Below are 15,090 nucleotides of genomic sequence, written 5' to 3'. Positions count from 1 at the left end.
GTGGTCCTCTCAGTCCTGCAGGCCGTCGAGGGCCGCGGCGATCCGGGCGATGCTGCCGAAGGTCTCCTTGTTCAGCAGTTCGTCGGGGAACTCGATGTCCAGCTCGTCCTCCAGGGCGAGCATCACGTTCACGCTGGCGTGCGAGGTCATCCCGGCGGCGTAGAGGTCATCGTCGACCCCGAGCGTCGCCGCCTCGCACTCCAGCCGGGCATGCTCGGCGAGGATGGTGCGGATGGTCTGTTGTGTCGTCTCCAACATGTCTTCTCCTTCGGGGGATCAGTGGGCAATGGCGAAGGCCATGGCCACGCCGTCCCGCTGGCTGGTGGACAGGTCGATCCTGGTGATGCCCTGGCTGGCGGCCCAACGCCGGGCGTGGCCATGCAGGACCACGGACATCGCGGCGTCGGGGCCGCGGACCACCTCGATGTCCCTCCAGGGCAACGGTAGCCGGGGGTCACAGCGCAGCGCCTTGAAAATGGCCTCCTTCCCGGCGAAGTGCTCGGCCAGCCGGGCCGGATCCGTCACCTCCCCGGGCCGATAGACCCGACGCAGGTAGCGCGGTCCGAAGCGGTCCAGCGCGGCGGCCACCTCGGCCACCCGCACCAGATCCACCCCCGGCCGCACCGTTCAGACCTCGGCTCGGGTCTTCTCCGGGCTCAGCCGGGCCAGCCGGAGCGAGGCCCCGGCCAGGCCGTAGACCAGCATCACGCAGCCCGCCGACTGGGGGAAGCTGAAGGCGTCGAAGAAGAACAGCGAGACCGATCCGGCCACCACCGCGGCCAGGAGGGACCGGGCGGCCAGCGCATCGGCTGGGTCCCGGAAGAGACGCTGGGCCGTTCGTGCGCTGCGGGCCGCATTGAAGATCAGGTAGAACAGCGCCAGGGTCCCGACGATTCCCGTCCCGATCAGGATCTGCAGGTAGGCATTGTCCAGGATCCAGTAGCGCGGCAGGAAGGTGTTGTAGCCGCGCCCCAGCCAGGGGTGCCGCAGGATGTACTGCCAGGCCACGCCGTAGCTGTCGGTGCGGGAGTGGACGGATGTGTCGTCGCCCGCCCCCAGGAAGAGCCCGCGCAGGGTGCCCAGCAGGCCGGGCACCGCGACGCCGGCGGCCACCAGGCCCACGGGCGCGGCCAGCAGCACCTGCAGCTGCGCGCGCCGGCTCCAGGCCGGCACCAGGATGGCCATCCCGATCACGACGCAGATGATGGCGGTGCGGGACAGCGAGACCAGGGCCGCGAAGGCCATCAGCCCCACCGGTAGCCAGCGCCACAACCGGTGCCGGACCGCGGTCTGGGCATTGGTGAAGGCGATCGGCAGGAACATGGCGATCACGGCACCGAACTCGATCGCATTGGTGGCCGAGGCGCTGGGCCGGGTGAACATCCCCCGGGTGCCCACCGTCGCCCCGGTGGGCGGGGTCAGGCCCGGGATGCTCATCCGGTCGATCAGCAGGTCATTGGTGAAGAACTGCAGGATCGCCAGCAGGGCCACCGCGGCCCCGGCAATCGACAGCCGGTTCAGCATGACCCGCCACCGGTCGATGGAGTTGATCCCGTCGTTGAGCACCAGCATCAGCCCGATCAGGCCGAGGAGGCGCAGCAGCGAGGTGTCGGCATTGGTGAGCTCGAAGCCCGGGATGAAGGTGGTCATGGCATGGCCGTAGACCAGCAACATCACCAGCGCCAGCAGGATCCCGGCCCGGCGCACCGGCGAGGGACCGCCCTGCAGGGGCTCGGCCCGGTGCAGGTGGTGCCACGTGTACCAGCCCAGGGCCAGCAGCGACAGGATGGTCGCCGGGGCGCCCAGGGTGCCCAGGGCCTCGACCACCATCGTCGCCGGAATGGCGAACAGCAGGATGACGTAGCCAGTGAAGATGGCCGTCACGTCGAGGCCGGCCCGGCTACCCCAGCCGGAGGTCCGGGCTCGAGGATGTTGGACCGCGGTGCTCACGCCCGCCTGACCGCCTTGACCCGGCGAGTCCGACGCTGGTCGAGCAGGGCGATCAGGGACAGGCCGAGCATGCCCACGACGGTGGCGCCGGCCACCGTGGCCAGGAGCTGGGTCTTGACGTCCTTCTCCGGCTCGGTGTCCTCCGTCACGTTGAGGGAGGTGATCCGCTGCAGGTCGGCGATCTTCATCTCGTCCTGCAGGGTCTTCAGGGTGCCGGGCACCATCGCGTCCAGGGCCTTCATCCCCGCCAGCGCGTCCGCCGCGCTCGCGCCCTGGGATTCCACCAGGATCAGCGGGGAGCCAGAGGTGGCGTCACCCTCGACGGTGATCTTGGCGCCGGGGGCCTTGGCCTCCAGCTGCTTGGACACCTCCGTGCTGCTGAGATGGCGCACCAGCACGTCGCGTGCATCGCCCAGCGAGGCCAGGTAGAGCAGCGGGTTGTTGGGTGCGTAGTTGCGCCGGTCCTGCTGCGCATCGAGTAGCACCGCCTTGGGCGGCAGCAGCAGCACCGAACTGTTGGCGGTGTAGCTGGGCCCCACCTGCTTGTACATGCCCACCCCCGCGGCAATGGCCAGCAGCAGCGTGGCCAGAGCCAGGTACCACCAGCGAGCGAGCGTCGTTCCGAAGTCACGCAAGTCCATCGAGACGTTGCCTTTCACGTTGTTCTTCCCCGAGCTTCAATCATGTCTTATGCAAGGGGCATGCCATAATCGCTGTGTGTTCAGCGGGCCGCCGAGTGGCCCCGTCGGTGTTGTACAACTGACCTGAACAAAGACGACACTTGGGGATCTGGATGACTTCTGTCGAATTTCTGAAGCTCTGCGTACGACGCTGGTATGTCCTGCTATTGGGCCTAGTCATGACGACAGTCATAACTCTTCAGGCCACCGGGCCGAACACGGTGTATTTCGCTCAGACTACGGTGAATGTGCTCTCGCCCGATGGTGGCAAGGAGCGCATTGTGGGCTTCCATTCGGCTGATTCAATTGCCATTGCGCACCTGTTGGCAGCCCGGGTCAATAACGGGGTCCACACCCCATTGGCGTCGGATCCCGATGCCACTCTGTATTCCATGGGAATTCTTCAGGGAACGCATGCCCAGGTCCGCAATATCGGCGGGCAGTGGCTGAGTCAGGTGGAGGAGCCCGTCGTCGAGGTCCAGGTGGTGGATCCCGACCCCCAGATGGTGCGCACGAACCTGTCAGCCGAAGTTCAGCGTCTGGGCGTGGAGCTGGCCGGCATTGAGAAGGAGCTGAAGGTTCCCGCCGGGCAGACCGTGGAACTGCAGGCCACCCCAAAGGATCCCGTGGTGCATGAGGTGGTCACGCCCCGCAGCCGCGCCATGGCCGGTTACGGGCTGGCCGGCCTGGGCTTCAGCCTGTGCGCCACCTGGGCCGCGGACCGGCTGCTCTCCCGACGCCGTCCCGCCCACTCCCCCCGTCGCCCCGCATCCGTCAACCGTGAGGACCAGACCGTATGAGCACCGCACATGTCTTCCTGACCCGCTTCAACCTGCCCAGCGAGGGTGTGGAGAGCCTGATCCGCGCCAAGGAGGGTTGGCTGCGGGAGCGGATCGAGCTGTTCGAGCGCTACACCGTGCCCTCGGTGCGCGCCCAGCTGGGCGACGACATCTCCTGGGTGGTCTACCTGGACACCGAGAGCCCGCAGTGGCTGCTGGACAAGATGTACGCCTGGCGCGACGAGGGTCTGCTCACCCCGGTGCTGGCCACCAGCGTGGGCCCGGTGGAGCTCACTCGGGACATCCAGGCAGCGGCCGGGCGCCAGAACGGCCCGGTGATCACCTCGAACCTGGACAATGATGACGGCCTGGCCATCGACTTCGTGCAGCGGCTGCGCCAGGCGCCGGTGACCCAGGAGCGGACCGCGCTGTACCTCGCGCACGGCCTGATCACCAATGGCCGTCGGTGCTTCCTGCGCGAGGACCGGACCAATGCCTTCTGCGCCGTCCGGGAGGACCTGTCCGACCTGATGACCTGCTGGTCCGACTGGCACAACCGGCTGGGGCGGCACATGGACGTCGTCGAGGTGGAGGGTGAGCCCGGCTGGCTGCAGGTGATCCACGGGGCCAATGTCAGCAACCGGGTGCGCGGCACCATGACCGATCCGGCGCGCTACCGGGCGCTGTTCCCGGGGATGCTGGACGGGGTACAGGCCCCGACCGCCACCGAGCTGGCCAGGGACCGGTTGGTCGAGGCGCCCACCCGCTGGCTGCGTGACTCGGCCCGGGGCAATGCCCGGGCCGCCCTGGTCAAGGTGCTGGGCAAGGAGCGCTTCGACGCCGTGAAGTACCACGGCGGCAAGGCCGCTCGCGGGGCCGTCACCAAGGCCAAGGACCTGCGCGCCCGCAAGGGCTGAGGGTCAGCGGGTGGTGTCGTCCCGCTCCCAGTGCAGCTCCGAGCGGTGCCGGGCGGCGGGCTCCAGCCGGTCCTGGAGCCGCGCCGCCACCGCCAGGGCGCAGTAGCAGCCGGCGTCCAACAGCTGACGAGGGCTGCCCGAGTTGGCCTTGAGCAGGGACTTCAGCGTGCTTCCCGAGGAACCCGTGGTGGATTGACCCAGCTCCTGGACCTTCTGCGACGGGCGGTAGACCCGCTTCAGGGTGCGCACCAGCGCCCGGGTGGTGCGGGGCACCTCCACCGGCACCGGATCCGCGGCCACCACGCACTTCTCCTCGGGGGAGAACAGGGCATCGACGAACAGGTCGTCGGGGGCGTCGGCCGGGAACTCGGCCCAGCGCGCGCGTCCCTCGGCGCCCACCGCGAAGACCCCGGCACCCCACAGGGCGGACAACACCTCGGGGGTGCGCATCCGGGCATCGTAGTAGGCCTTGACCGGCGCCTCGACGCCCTCGGTGCGGTAGACCAGTGGCGGCCGGGCGGCCAGCACCCGGCCGCTCTCCAGCACCCGGAAGACCTCGTTCAGGGACTCGGCCGGGGCGGCGATGTCCGCATCCAGGAAGATCCGGGGAAAGTTGTCGGCCTCCCCGGTCTGGGCCAGGTGGGCCTCCGCGGCGTTCAGCGCGGACTGCTTGGAGGCGGCCGGCATCTCCAGCGTCTCCAGCCGCAGCCGGCCGTCGAAGCCCCGCACGATCTGCTCCGTGCCGTCGGTGCAGCCATTGCAGGCCACCACAACCAGCGTGTCCGGGCGCAGGGTGCCGTCCGCCAGCGATTCCAGCGTCCGCCCGATCACCGTGGCCTCGTTGTGGGCTGGGATGATGATGCTCGCCACCTCAGGCCTCCCGATGCTCGCGGCCGGGACGGGGATCGCCCGACGGCAGCTCGCCCCAGGCGTCGCGGTGCAGCAGGTAGTGCAGCGCGGCCCGGGAGGCGGGCTTGCGGGAACGCACCGCGTGCTGGGCGGTCAGGATGCCGCGGAACAGCAGCGAGTTGAGCGGGCTGTGGTGGCCCTCGTAGTCGCGGAGCTTGTTGATCTCCATCAGGGCGGCCTGCCGGGGGGAGGAGCCGGAGGCGCCGCCGATGTGTACGCACCGGGCCTGCGGCAGATAGCGGATCCGGAAGCCGGCCTGGCGTACCCGACGGGCGAAGTCGGTCTCCTCGGAGTAGAGGAAGAAATCCTCGCGCCAGTCGCCCACCGCCGTGTCGCACTGCCGGCCGACCACCAGAGCCGCGCCGCTGGCCCAGTCCACGTCGCGTTCGCTGGAGTAGTGCTCGGGGGTGCGCAGGGTGTCGCCCAGCACCGTCGGCCGGTTGGGCCACTTGGCGCCGAAGGCGGCCTCCCCAAGCTGGGAGAGCAGCGTGGCCTCGCGCCGCAATGAGTGGAAGGCAGTGCCGTCGGAATTGGCGATGTGCGGCACGGTGACGCCGATGCTCGGGTCCGCGGCCAGCGGCTCGCACAGCCGGCGCAGGCTGCCGGCTTCCATCACCAGGTCCGGGTTGAGGATGGCGATCGCGTCGGTGTCCGGGTCCAGGTGTTCCCGGCCGACGTTCACCCCGGCGGCATAGCCGATGTTGCCACCGCCGGGCACCACCCGGGCGTCGCCGCGCGCCTGGACCCGGGCCACGGTGTCGTCGGTGGAGGAGTTGTCCACCACCAGCACCCGCAGGTCCAGCCCGTCGGCGGCGGCCGGCAACGAGTCCAGCAGGTTGTCGATCTCCCCTGCCGAGTTGTAGGTGACCACCACGGCGGTCACCACCATGGTCTGGGGGCTGGCTGACGAATTCTCCATGCGGCGTCCTCGTGGCTCGTGGGCGGGCCCGGGGGAGGGGCGGACAAATGACGTAGCCACGCAGACCTTCCCCCGAATGTCTGCGCCCAGCCTAACCGGGACGGGGTGGCACTGCGCGGTGGTTAGGGTGGAGCGAGACTTGGCGCAGCCCGTCCTGGGGCGCCTGACAGCACTGGGGGGATTGGAATGTCAGACAGGGAGTTGGTGGTCTTCTGGGCCGGCAATGCGTGGGACGGATTGCCCGCCACGGATCATCATCTGGCCAAGGCACTGGCGCAATATGTGGACGTCTGCTGGGTGGATCCGACGGTCTCGGTGCACCACAGCCGCAAGTTCCTGCCCAGTATCGAGCAGGCGGCCGAGGGGATCGACGTGCTCCGGGTCAACACCGTTCCGGGAGCCTCGCGCTCAGGGCTTCGTCAGGTGGCGGCCGCCACCCAGCGGGCCGCCCTGGCCTGGTACACGGCCCGGGGGCAACGGCCGTGGGCCACCATCTCCGCGTCGCCACGGGTGGAGCTGCCGGCCCGTGGCGCCGGGGTCACGGTGCTGCACGTCACCGACGACTGGCTGGCCGGGGCACCGATGATGGGTCTGGACGCGGCCTGGCTGGAGCGGGTGCTGCGCGCGAATGTGGCCACCGCTGACGTGGTCAGCGCCGTCTCGGTGGATCTTGCCCAGGTGCTGCAGCGGATGAAGCCGCGGCACCCGGTGGAGGTGGTGCCCAATGGCGCCACCATCGGCCAGGTGATGCCGGAACTGGAGCGCGAGCGGGTCGCGGTGCTGGTGGGGCAGCTGAACGAGCGGCTGGACGTGGACCTGATGGAGGCCATCATCCGGGCCGGGGTGCCGCTGCGGATACTGGGGCCGCGCAGTGACCGGGAACCGGAGCAGGGCCGTCGGCTGGACGCACTGCTGGCCCGCCCGGAGGTGGACTGGCGCGGCCCGGTGCCGCACGACGAGGTGGTGGGGCTGCTGGCCGGCTCGGCGGTGGGCATCACCCCCTATGCCCTGAACGACTTCAACCAGGCCAGCTTCCCGCTCAAGACCCTGGAATACCTGGCGATTGGCCTGCCGGTGGTCTCCAGCCCCCTGGACTCGCTGGAATGGTTGGGCACGGACCTGGTGGACGTCGCCGACAGCCCGGAACGCTTCGGGGAAATGGTGCGACGTCGGGCCGACCAGCCGCGGGATGCCGCGCTGGAGCAACGCCGTCGGGACTTCGCCAACCGGCACTCCTGGCAGGCCCGGGCTGAGGCCCTGCTCAGCCTGGTGGAGGCACGCTCCACCCGTCGCTGACGGTCCAGACGGGGGTGGCGACGCGCTCGGCCTCCCGCCGTTGGGTCTCCAGCAGGCGGGAGGCCCGGCACCGGTCCATCTGGTCCAGCACCAGGCGTCGGGCCAGCTCGGCGTCCAACTCGTAGAGGTGGCAGGTGGACAGCAGCCCGGAGGTGGTGTCCACCTTCACGTCGGCCAGCCGCATCCGGCGCTGGAGCGGCCCGGCCATCAGGTGCACCGACTGCACCCGGGCATGGTGCACGATCTTGGTCTCGTGCACGAAGCCGCCGTTCATCGCCACCACGACCTCGTCGGTGATCCCCCAGCGGTAGCTCTTCCAGATGAAGGGGTGCAGCCTGCGCACCCGCGGTTCGGCGCCGTGCAGCTCCACCTGGCCCAGCCGGAAGCCCGGCCACACCGCGTCGATCGCCAGCTCCACCTCCGGCCACGTGCCGGCGGGCAGCAGCACATCGCTGGCGCCCTCGTCCTCGTCGCCACCGCCATAGCCCAGCACGTCCATCTTCACCCGGTAGATCCCGAACGGCCGCCACAGCTGGTGCTGCACGATCTGCAGGCCCTGGATCCGGCTGGTGGGCAGCGTCTGGCTGACCAGGCTGGTCATCCCGCGGCTCACCTTCAGCGCCTCTCCGGAGCGGACCAGGGCGAAGTTCCACTGCTTGACCACGGTGTTGGTGATGATCCCGGCCAGGCCGGTGAGCAGCGGGATCAGGCCGACGCCGGCGCCGAACTCGCGGCTCCAGCTCACCCCCGCGATCCCGGCGATGCTCAGCACCAGGGTGACCAGGAAGCCCGACGACAGCACCGCCGCCAGCACCAGCCGCTGCGGCGGGACCCGCAGCAACACCCGCTCGTCCCGGGCCAGGTCACCGGTGGCGTTGGCGAGGGCCCGGCTGGCGGCGGACTGCTCCACCGTCACCCGCTGGCCGTGCGCCCGGGCCACCAGGTAGTCCCGCATCTGGTAGGCGCGCGCCCGAGTGAGGTATTCGATGGTCTTGCCGGCCCCGGAGCCGACGTCGATCCGCAGCTGGGCCAGCCCCAGCAGCCGGGCGGCGAAGGGCTGCACCACGTCCACCGACTGGATCTTGGTGAACGGCACCTTGTCCGAGTTGTGCTGGATGAAGTTGTGCTCGATCCGCACCTGCCGGTCATCGATCACGAACCGGGTGAAGCGCCAGCTGAAGTAGCCGACGATGCCGGTGATCACCACATAGCCCGCCAGCATGATCCCGATGAAGCCGAAACCGGCCAGGTCAAAGGGGTTCTCCCGCTTGCCCAGGTTCTCCAGGAAGTCCCGGCCCACCACGAAGACCAGACCCACCAGGGCGATCCAGCCCTTGATGATCGGGGTGGCCGGGTGGGGACGCTCCATCACCGTCTCGAGCGCTTCGTCGGTGGTGTCCGGCACCGCCACGATGGCCGAGGCTGTTGCGGCCTCGGGAAGCGGCCGGTGCTCGGTCACAGGCCAACCGCCTGCTGTTCACCTAGCTCGGTCAGCCGTTCCCGCAGCCTGTCGGCCTCGGCCACCGGCAGCCCAGGGATGGTGGCGTCGGTGCCGGCCGAGGCGGTCTCCAGGGTCACCGTGGCCAGGCCATACTTGCGCTCGATCGGGCCGGAGTTCACCGTGACCACCTGCATCCGGCCATAGGGCACGACGGTCAGCCGTCGCTGCCACAGGCCCTCCCGGAGGTAGAGATCGGTCTCACGCTCCGCATAGCCCCAGATCCGGTAGACCCGGCCCTGCCGGTGCCAGCGGTAGGCGATCCACAGCGCGGCGACGACGGCCAGCGCGGCGCCCGCCCACCAGCGGTAGCTGTAACCGAGCACCAGGCAGGCGATCACCGACTCGATGCCCCAGACCAGCAGCACCATCAGCCGCTTCATCCTCAGGTAGTTGGGGGACAGCGGCTGCCAGTGGTCGATGGGGGCGGCGAAGGGATCCACCCCTCCAATCTAGCCCGACGGTCAGCGGGTCAGGCCGAGCCGCTTGCCCAAAGACTCGTAGCCGGGGCCGTTCACCTTGACTTCGCCCATCAGCACCAGCCCGCGCAGCACCAACGTCGGGGCATCAGCGGCGGCCGGGCCGAGGCCGCGGATCTTGGTGTCACCCATGATGGTGGTGGTCTCGTCGCGCACCTGCACCCCCTCGGGGACCGTGACGGTGATGTCCCCCATGATCACCGGCACCTGGACGACGCACTCGTGTGCCTCCCAGACGGCGTCGGTCAGGTCCATCCTCAGGTCTCCCATCACCACCAAGCCGGTGGTGCGTCGACGAAGCCGCCAGTGGCCCTCCCGCCGCACGGTGCCCATGATGGTGAAGGCGCTGTCGGCCTCCGGGTTCTGGTTGTGCGGATCCACCACGACGCCGGAGCGGCCGGTGGTGGCGGGTACGGCGGGGTGGCGGGCCCCGCCGACGGGCATCAAGTCCGCGGTGATCGGGGTGAGCTGGCCGAAGGTGCGGGCCTGCCAGACCGCATCCAGCCGCTCCGAGTGTTCCTGCTGGGTGATCCGGCCTTCGGCATAGGCGGCATTGAGCACATCGGCCACCAGTTCGCGGTCGGAATCGGCACATCGCAGGTCGGACGGTTGGGCGGGCTGGGGCATGGGTGTGGTCATGCCCCGAGCCTAGGAATCGGTGGGGTCGGTCCGGAAGGCCGGGGTGAACGGATCAGGGGAGAGCCGGGGTCACCACGGCCGGAGGCGAAATGAATGGAGCGGGCGACGGGAATCGAACCCGCGTGTCCAGCTTGGGAAGCTGGCGCTCTACCATTGAGCTACGCCCGCGCGCCCCGCAAAATCTCTTGGGGCCTGGGACAGCTTAGCGCATTCAACGGGTGGCGCGCGCCACCACCGCGTCGGCCACGCGGTCGAAGACCTCCCGATTGAGCGCGGCGCCGGTGCGACGCACCCCGTCGGGCGCGACGCGGATGATCCGGTCCACCCGGGCCTCGCTGGGGCGGCCCTGCCGGTCCCAGGCGCCGGTGCCGACGTCGATCCAGTGCCGGCCGGCCCTGGCCTCCTGGGCCGCGTCGCGGTCATGGTCCTTGCTGGTCAACGGCAGGGCCAGCAACCAGTCACCGTCGCGGCCAACCAGCAGCACCGGCCGGTCCTTGCCCTGGGAATGGTCCTCCTCATAGGGAACCCAGGCCCAGACCACCTCGCCCGGGTCCGGGGTGTCCCCGGCCTGCGGGGAGTAGCTGATCTGCGGGATGCCGGTGAAGTCGCCGGGATAGCCGCCGGCGGCCGCGGGCTGCTCCCGTCGCGGCTGGGAGGGGCCGCGTCGCTGCTGCTTGCCGGAGGACTGCAGGGAGCGAGCGCCCTCCTTGAGCAGGGCGGAGGCGACGTCGGTGAGCAGGGACTTCCAAGAGAATGCCATCAGCGCCTTCTTGTCAGAGGTAACGGGGTAGCGGGCCGTAGACCACCGGCTCGTCCGGGGCCAGCGGAACCGGGTCGCCGGCGCGGAACTGTTCCCAGTGGCCGAAGTAGCGCCTCACCGGCGGCAGCCACAGCAATACGGTGCCGATCAGGCTGAGCACCGGCGCTGCCCAGGCAATCGGGTTCAGCAGGTAGCCCAGACAGCCGATGGCGACGGTGACGATGCCGGCGATCCGGGACCAGCGGTGCCCATTCCAGGCATTCAGCGCGGTCACCGCCGGGGCGGCGGTCATCGCGGCACCAATCGCGCACATCAGGGTCACCGCCACCACCGAGCGCCAGCCGCCCGGACGGGGCTGCCACAGCTGCACCAGCTTCGACGAGTGCGGAAAGGTGGCCATGTGGATTGCGGTCCACCAGGACCACGCCAACGCCGCCGCGGAGACGACGGCGGCGGCATACAGGAAGACGTCGGCCAGCACCATCACCTTGGCCCGGCGGGGCTGACCGGTGCTGGGGCTGATCGGCAGTCCGGCCACCAGTTCGCCCTGTGGCGGCAATGTGGCGATGGTGCTCATGGCGCCACCCTACCCGGCCCCGGCCTGGTCACCCCTGGGCCGGCTCCAGGGGTTCGTCCAGGTAGCGCTGCAGGGTGGGCCCCACCCAGTCGGCCAGCTGGTCCGGCGTCGCCGCCACCACCTCCGAGAGTTGCAGCACATAACGGGCCATCGCCAGCCCCATCAACTGGCTGACCATCAGCTGGCCCCGCCGCGGATCCAGCCTGCCCTCGTGGTCCGGGGTGGGCAGCTTGGCCAGGATCTCCGAGACCAGGAATTCCCGGAAGGGGCGCACCCCCTCGTCGGGGGTCATGGCGGTCTGGATGATCCCGCGGGCGGCACTCTTCTGCGCCGGGTTGTCCCACAGCTCGACGAAGACCTTGACGATGGTGTGGCCCACCTCATCCCACGGCGCCTGGGAGATCAAGGCCAGCCGGTGAGTGGGGTTGGACTCGGCCGTCATCAGACTGGCGGCGAAGACGGCCGGTTTGCCCTCGAAGTAGTGGTGCACCAGCGCCGGGTCGACGTCGGCATCCCGGGCGATGGAACGCAGCGAGACCGCGTCATAGCCCCGGGTGGCGAACAGCTTGCGGGCGCTGGCCAGGATGGTGGCTCGGGTGTCTGCCCCGGCGGGGCGCCGTCCTCGGCGGCGACGGGCGCTGGCCGGGCTGGAGGCGCTCTCCGGGCTGGCCGGCACCGGGGCGGGCACCGGGGTCACGGGCAGGGTGACGTCGGACTGGTTCTCAGGGATGTTGCTCATGATGCTCTTGCTCTGTAGAGGTGCTGGTGGGGAAGGTTCGGGGGCGGTGGGGCCGGTTCAGGTGGGGGCCAGCCGCTGGCGACCGGCCAGGATCAGCTCGTGGACCTCGTCGAAGACCTCGGGCAGGGAGTCGACCGGCCACCAGCGCACGTCGTGGGACTCGCCGCTGACCCGCGGTGGCTCCGGCGGCGCCGTGGCCAGGAAACGCACGTCGAGGTGCCGGGTGGGCCCCACCGATCCGCGGCAGGTGATTGGGTGCGCGTTCAGGTTCAGTGGTTCCGGGTGGATCTGCAGGCCGGTCAGGCCGGTCTCCTCGGTGGCCTCCCGTAGGGCGGCCTCGGCCAGCCCCGCATCCCCGGGCTCCAGATGTCCACCCGGGGCCAGCCAGGCCCCGACAATCTTGTGGTGGACCAGACAGGTGGCACTCCCGTCGGGGCTCAGCACGACGGCGGAAGCGGTCAGGTGGCCAGGCAGGCAACCGCGTTCACAGACGTCCGGGCGGGCGGCGATCAGGCCCAGATAGGCCTCGCGCAGGGCCCGCTGGTCAGCCGACGGCGGACGCCAGGCGCGCAGCATCGCCTCGGCGGCGGCGCGTAGTCCCGGTTGCATGCCCAAAACCTACCCCAAAGGGTGGGTGAAAATGACCGCGCCTACCCCATGGATACTGTGGGGGGCGTGAATCCCAAGCCCCGCTGGCAGACCGTCGTGTTCGACCTGGACGGAACCCTGTGCAACACCATCGACCTGATCCTGGCCTCCTTTGACCATGCCCACCGCGAGGTGCTGGGCGAACAGCTCGACCCGCAGGTGGCTCGCGGCTGGATCGGCCGCACCCTGCCGGACATCTACGCCGCCTGGCCGGACCAGGCCGAAGCCCTGCGCGCCAGCTACCTGGACTTCAACCTGGCCAACCTGGAGCGCCTCCAGACCAGCTTCGACGGCATTGCAGAGCTGCTCACCGAACTCCGCGAGGCCGGCGTGGTGCTGGGGATCGCCACCAGCAAGCAGCGCACCTCCGCGGACCGCAGCCTGGCCGCCTCCGGCCTCACCGGGCTGGTGCCGGTGGTCTCCTCCATGGGAGAGACCACCCATCACAAGCCACACCCGGAACCGATCCAGCACGCCCTGGCAGGGCTGGGGGCAGATTCGGCCGACGCCGTCTACGTCGGCGACGCGGTGGTGGACGTGCAGGCCGCCCAGGCCGCGGGGATCAGCCAGATCGCCGTCACCTGGGGTGCGGGGGACCGGACCGAGCTGATGTTGGCCAACCCCACGGCCACCGTGGACAGCGTCGACGAGCTGGCCCGGGTACTGCTGGGCTGACCCCTCGACACACGACGCCCCGCACCGGAGAATCGGTGCGGGGCGTCGTGGTTTCGACAGGCTCAGCCATCGTGTGACGGCTCAGCCATCGTGTCGTTGGTCAGGGCTTCATGGTGCCTTCGGCCAGGAACTTCGAGTGCCAGGACAGGGACTTGGTCAGGTCGTGCGGGGTGTGCTGACCATTGGCCACCTTCTGGGCGTGCTCGAAGTAGTCCAGCAGCGCATCCTTGTAGTCCGGGTGGGCGCAGTTCTCGATGATCTTCTTGGCCCGCTGGCGCGGGGCCAGGCCGCGCAGGTCGGCCAGACCCTGCTCGGTGATGATCACGCTGACGTCGTGCTCGGTGTGGTCGACGTGGTTGACCATCGGCACAATCGCCGAGATGTCGCCGCCCTTGGCCGTCGACGGGGAGACGAAGACGCTGAAGGCGCCGTTGCGGGTGAAGTCACCCGAACCGCCGATGCCGTTCATCATCCGCGAGCCCATCACGTGGGTGGAGTTCACGTTGCCGTACATGTCGGCCTCGATCATGCCATTGCACGCGATGACACCCATCCGGCGGATGGCTTCGGGGTGGTTGGAGACGTCCTGCGGGCGCAGGATGATCTTCTTGGCGTACTCGGAGGCGTTGTTGTTCATCTTCTCGGCGTACTCCGGGGAGAGCGAGAAGGCGGTGGCCGAGGCGACGGTCAGCTTGCCGGAGTCCAGCAGGTCAACCATGCCGTCCTGGATCACCTCGGTGTAGGAGGTGAGGTTCTCGAAGTCGCTCTCCAGCAGGCCGGCCAGCACGGCATTGGCGATGTTGCCGACGCCAGACTGCAGCGGGTTCAGGTTCTCCGGCAGACGGCCGGCCTTCACCTCGGTGTGGAAGAAGTCCAGCAGGTAGCCGGCGATCTTCTTGGAGTCGTCGTCCAGCGGCTTGAAGGGCGAGTTCCGGTCGGGGCCGCTGGTCTCGATCACCGCGACGACCTTCTCCGGGTCGATCTTGTAGACCTTCTCGCCGATCCGGTCCGACGGCTTCATGATCGGCAGCGGGGGACGGTTCGGCGGCAGGGTGGCGATGTCGTAGTAGATGTCGTGCATGCCGTAGAGGCCCTCGGACTGCCACTCGTTGACCTCGATGATGATCTTCTTGGCCAGCGTCAGGTAGGTGCGGTTCATGCCCACCGACGACGAGGGGACGACCGAGCCGTCGGCCAGCACCGAGGAGGCCTCGATCACGGCGTAGTCCAGGTCACCGAAAAAGCCGTAGGCCATCTGGTTGGCCAGGTGGCTCAGGTGGATGTCGGAGTAGAAGGCCGAGCCCTCGTTGATCTTGTTCCGCATTGCCGGGTCGGACTGGTACGGGGTGCGGAAGTTGATGCCGTCCGCAGCCGCCAGCTCGCCGTCGAGCTCGGGGGCCGTCGAGGCGCCGGTGAACGAGTCGATCCGGAAGTCGGTGCCCTTGGCGCGCTCCTCCTTGATCCGGGCGGCCAGGGCGACGGGGAATTCCTTCGGGTAGCCCGAGCCGGTGAAGCCGGCGAAGCCGATCTTGCTGCCGGGCTCGATCAGCGCAGCGGCATCCGCGGCGGACATGACCTTGCTGCGGAACTGCTCGTTGGCAATCCGTCCTGCCATCTTTCCTCCT

General features: G+C 69.4%; 18 protein-coding genes and 1 tRNA gene. 4 read left to right on the top strand and 15 right to left on the bottom strand.

Annotated features, from left to right (window positions below):
* Positions 1–9: 9 nt before the first annotated feature.
* Genes AAEX60_RS07580 through AAEX60_RS07565 form a run of 4 tightly spaced genes read right to left on the bottom strand, consistent with a single transcriptional unit; the run spans position 10 to position 2,591 of the window.
* The gene (locus AAEX60_RS07580; protein ID WP_342102368.1) at positions 10–258 is read right to left on the bottom strand and encodes an acyl carrier protein; all 249 of its coding nucleotides are present in this window, start codon (positions 256–258) and stop codon (positions 10–12) included.
* A gap of 18 nt (positions 259–276) precedes the next feature.
* Positions 277–624: a holo-ACP synthase gene (locus AAEX60_RS07575; RefSeq protein ID WP_342102366.1), complete on the bottom strand. Its 348-nt coding sequence runs from the start codon at positions 622–624 to the stop codon at positions 277–279.
* A gap of 3 nt (positions 625–627) precedes the next feature.
* Complete coding sequence (locus AAEX60_RS07570) at positions 628–1,950, bottom strand: O-antigen ligase family protein (protein WP_342102364.1); 1,323 nt, start codon at positions 1,948–1,950, stop codon at positions 628–630.
* Complete coding sequence (locus AAEX60_RS07565) at positions 1,947–2,591, bottom strand: hypothetical protein (RefSeq protein ID WP_342102362.1); 645 nt, start codon at positions 2,589–2,591, stop codon at positions 1,947–1,949. Before AAEX60_RS07565 ends, AAEX60_RS07570 begins: the two co-directional genes overlap by 4 nt.
* Before the next feature lie 431 nt (positions 2,592–3,022).
* Here AAEX60_RS07565 and AAEX60_RS07560 point away from each other — a divergent pair, with 431 nt between their 5' ends.
* Positions 3,023–3,430, top strand: a complete 408-nt coding sequence (locus tag AAEX60_RS07560; protein ID WP_342102361.1) for a hypothetical protein — start codon at positions 3,023–3,025, stop codon at positions 3,428–3,430.
* The gene (locus AAEX60_RS07555; protein WP_342102360.1) at positions 3,427–4,326 is read left to right on the top strand and encodes a glycosyltransferase; all 900 of its coding nucleotides are present in this window, start codon (positions 3,427–3,429) and stop codon (positions 4,324–4,326) included. The genes AAEX60_RS07560 and AAEX60_RS07555 overlap by 4 nt, the downstream gene beginning before the upstream one ends.
* 3 nt (positions 4,327–4,329) lie before the next feature.
* On the opposite strand, the gene AAEX60_RS07550 is transcribed toward AAEX60_RS07555, so the two are convergent.
* Complete coding sequence (locus tag AAEX60_RS07550; RefSeq protein WP_342102359.1) at positions 4,330–5,196, bottom strand: glycosyltransferase; 867 nt, start codon at positions 5,194–5,196, stop codon at positions 4,330–4,332.
* A gap of 1 nt (position 5,197) precedes the next feature.
* Complete coding sequence (locus AAEX60_RS07545) at positions 5,198–6,154, bottom strand: glycosyltransferase family 2 protein (RefSeq protein ID WP_342102358.1); 957 nt, start codon at positions 6,152–6,154, stop codon at positions 5,198–5,200.
* A gap of 186 nt (positions 6,155–6,340) precedes the next feature.
* Between AAEX60_RS07545 and AAEX60_RS07540 the strand changes: the two genes are divergently transcribed.
* Positions 6,341–7,450, top strand: coding sequence for a glycosyltransferase family protein (locus tag AAEX60_RS07540; protein WP_342102357.1), 1,110 nt, complete (start codon positions 6,341–6,343; stop codon positions 7,448–7,450).
* Here AAEX60_RS07540 and AAEX60_RS07535 read toward each other — a convergent pair.
* The 8 genes from AAEX60_RS07535 to AAEX60_RS07500 all read right to left on the bottom strand — a co-directional run bounded on the left by AAEX60_RS07535 (position 7,416) and on the right by AAEX60_RS07500 (position 12,751).
* The gene (locus AAEX60_RS07535; RefSeq protein ID WP_342102356.1) at positions 7,416–8,909 is read right to left on the bottom strand and encodes a PH domain-containing protein; all 1,494 of its coding nucleotides are present in this window, start codon (positions 8,907–8,909) and stop codon (positions 7,416–7,418) included. The genes AAEX60_RS07540 and AAEX60_RS07535 overlap by 35 nt on opposite strands.
* Positions 8,906–9,391: a PH domain-containing protein gene (locus AAEX60_RS07530; protein WP_342102354.1), complete on the bottom strand. Its 486-nt coding sequence runs from the start codon at positions 9,389–9,391 to the stop codon at positions 8,906–8,908. The genes AAEX60_RS07535 and AAEX60_RS07530 overlap by 4 nt, the downstream gene beginning before the upstream one ends.
* A gap of 21 nt (positions 9,392–9,412) precedes the next feature.
* A complete protein-coding gene (locus AAEX60_RS07525; RefSeq protein WP_342102353.1) occupies positions 9,413–10,066 on the bottom strand; it encodes a DUF1707 SHOCT-like domain-containing protein in 654 nt (217 codons plus the stop codon).
* A 94-nt stretch (positions 10,067–10,160) separates the two neighbouring features.
* Positions 10,161–10,234 (bottom strand) — tRNA-Gly (locus tag AAEX60_RS07520).
* A 43-nt stretch (positions 10,235–10,277) separates the two neighbouring features.
* Positions 10,278–10,826: a type II toxin-antitoxin system PemK/MazF family toxin gene (locus AAEX60_RS07515; RefSeq protein WP_342102352.1), complete on the bottom strand. Its 549-nt coding sequence runs from the start codon at positions 10,824–10,826 to the stop codon at positions 10,278–10,280.
* A gap of 13 nt (positions 10,827–10,839) precedes the next feature.
* Positions 10,840–11,403 (bottom strand): hypothetical protein, encoded by a 564-nt coding sequence (locus tag AAEX60_RS07510; protein ID WP_342102350.1) that lies wholly within the window; start codon positions 11,401–11,403, stop codon positions 10,840–10,842.
* A gap of 28 nt (positions 11,404–11,431) precedes the next feature.
* Entirely contained in the window at positions 11,432–12,142 is a 711-nt protein-coding gene (locus AAEX60_RS07505) for a TetR/AcrR family transcriptional regulator (protein WP_342102349.1), read from the bottom strand.
* Between the two features lie 57 nt (positions 12,143–12,199).
* The gene (locus AAEX60_RS07500) at positions 12,200–12,751 is read right to left on the bottom strand and encodes an NUDIX hydrolase (RefSeq protein ID WP_342102347.1); all 552 of its coding nucleotides are present in this window, start codon (positions 12,749–12,751) and stop codon (positions 12,200–12,202) included.
* Between the two features lie 66 nt (positions 12,752–12,817).
* On the opposite strand from AAEX60_RS07500, the gene AAEX60_RS07495 reads away from it, so the two are divergent.
* The gene (locus AAEX60_RS07495) at positions 12,818–13,465 is read left to right on the top strand and encodes an HAD family hydrolase (RefSeq protein ID WP_342102346.1); all 648 of its coding nucleotides are present in this window, start codon (positions 12,818–12,820) and stop codon (positions 13,463–13,465) included.
* Between the two features lie 100 nt (positions 13,466–13,565).
* On the opposite strand, the gene AAEX60_RS07490 is transcribed toward AAEX60_RS07495, so the two are convergent.
* Positions 13,566–15,080 carry an acetyl-CoA hydrolase/transferase family protein gene (locus AAEX60_RS07490; protein ID WP_342102345.1) on the bottom strand — a complete coding sequence of 505 codons (1,515 nt, stop codon included), beginning with the start codon at positions 15,078–15,080 and terminating at the stop codon, positions 13,566–13,568.
* Positions 15,081–15,090 lie beyond the last annotated feature (10 nt).

Source organism: Luteococcus sp. H101 (assembly GCF_038433155.1).
Taxonomy (GTDB): domain Bacteria; phylum Actinomycetota; class Actinomycetes; order Propionibacteriales; family Propionibacteriaceae; genus Luteococcus.
This window is presented reverse-complemented; position numbering and strand designations above follow the sequence as displayed.

Bases quoted from the DNA above. Each gene is read 5' to 3' on its own strand.
- AAEX60_RS07580 (WP_342102368.1), bottom strand. From the start codon at position 258: ATGTTGGAGACGACACAACAGACCATCCGCACCATCCTCGCCGAGCAT.
- AAEX60_RS07565 (WP_342102362.1), bottom strand. From the start codon at position 2,591: ATGGACTTGCGTGACTTCGGAACGACGCTCGCTCGCTGGTGGTACCTG.
- AAEX60_RS07560 (WP_342102361.1), top strand. From the start codon at position 3,023: ATGGGAATTCTTCAGGGAACGCATGCCCAGGTCCGCAATATCGGCGGG.
- AAEX60_RS07555 (WP_342102360.1), top strand. From the start codon at position 3,427: ATGAGCACCGCACATGTCTTCCTGACCCGCTTCAACCTGCCCAGCGAG.
- AAEX60_RS07545 (WP_342102358.1), bottom strand. From the start codon at position 6,154: ATGGAGAATTCGTCAGCCAGCCCCCAGACCATGGTGGTGACCGCCGTG.
- AAEX60_RS07540 (WP_342102357.1), top strand. From the start codon at position 6,341: ATGTCAGACAGGGAGTTGGTGGTCTTCTGGGCCGGCAATGCGTGGGAC.
- AAEX60_RS07525 (WP_342102353.1), bottom strand. From the start codon at position 10,066: ATGACCACACCCATGCCCCAGCCCGCCCAACCGTCCGACCTGCGATGT.
- AAEX60_RS07515 (WP_342102352.1), bottom strand. From the start codon at position 10,826: ATGGCATTCTCTTGGAAGTCCCTGCTCACCGACGTCGCCTCCGCCCTG.
- AAEX60_RS07510 (WP_342102350.1), bottom strand. From the start codon at position 11,403: ATGAGCACCATCGCCACATTGCCGCCACAGGGCGAACTGGTGGCCGGA.
- AAEX60_RS07505 (WP_342102349.1), bottom strand. From the start codon at position 12,142: ATGAGCAACATCCCTGAGAACCAGTCCGACGTCACCCTGCCCGTGACC.
- AAEX60_RS07500 (WP_342102347.1), bottom strand. From the start codon at position 12,751: ATGCAACCGGGACTACGCGCCGCCGCCGAGGCGATGCTGCGCGCCTGG.
- AAEX60_RS07490 (WP_342102345.1), bottom strand. From the start codon at position 15,080: ATGGCAGGACGGATTGCCAACGAGCAGTTCCGCAGCAAGGTCATGTCC.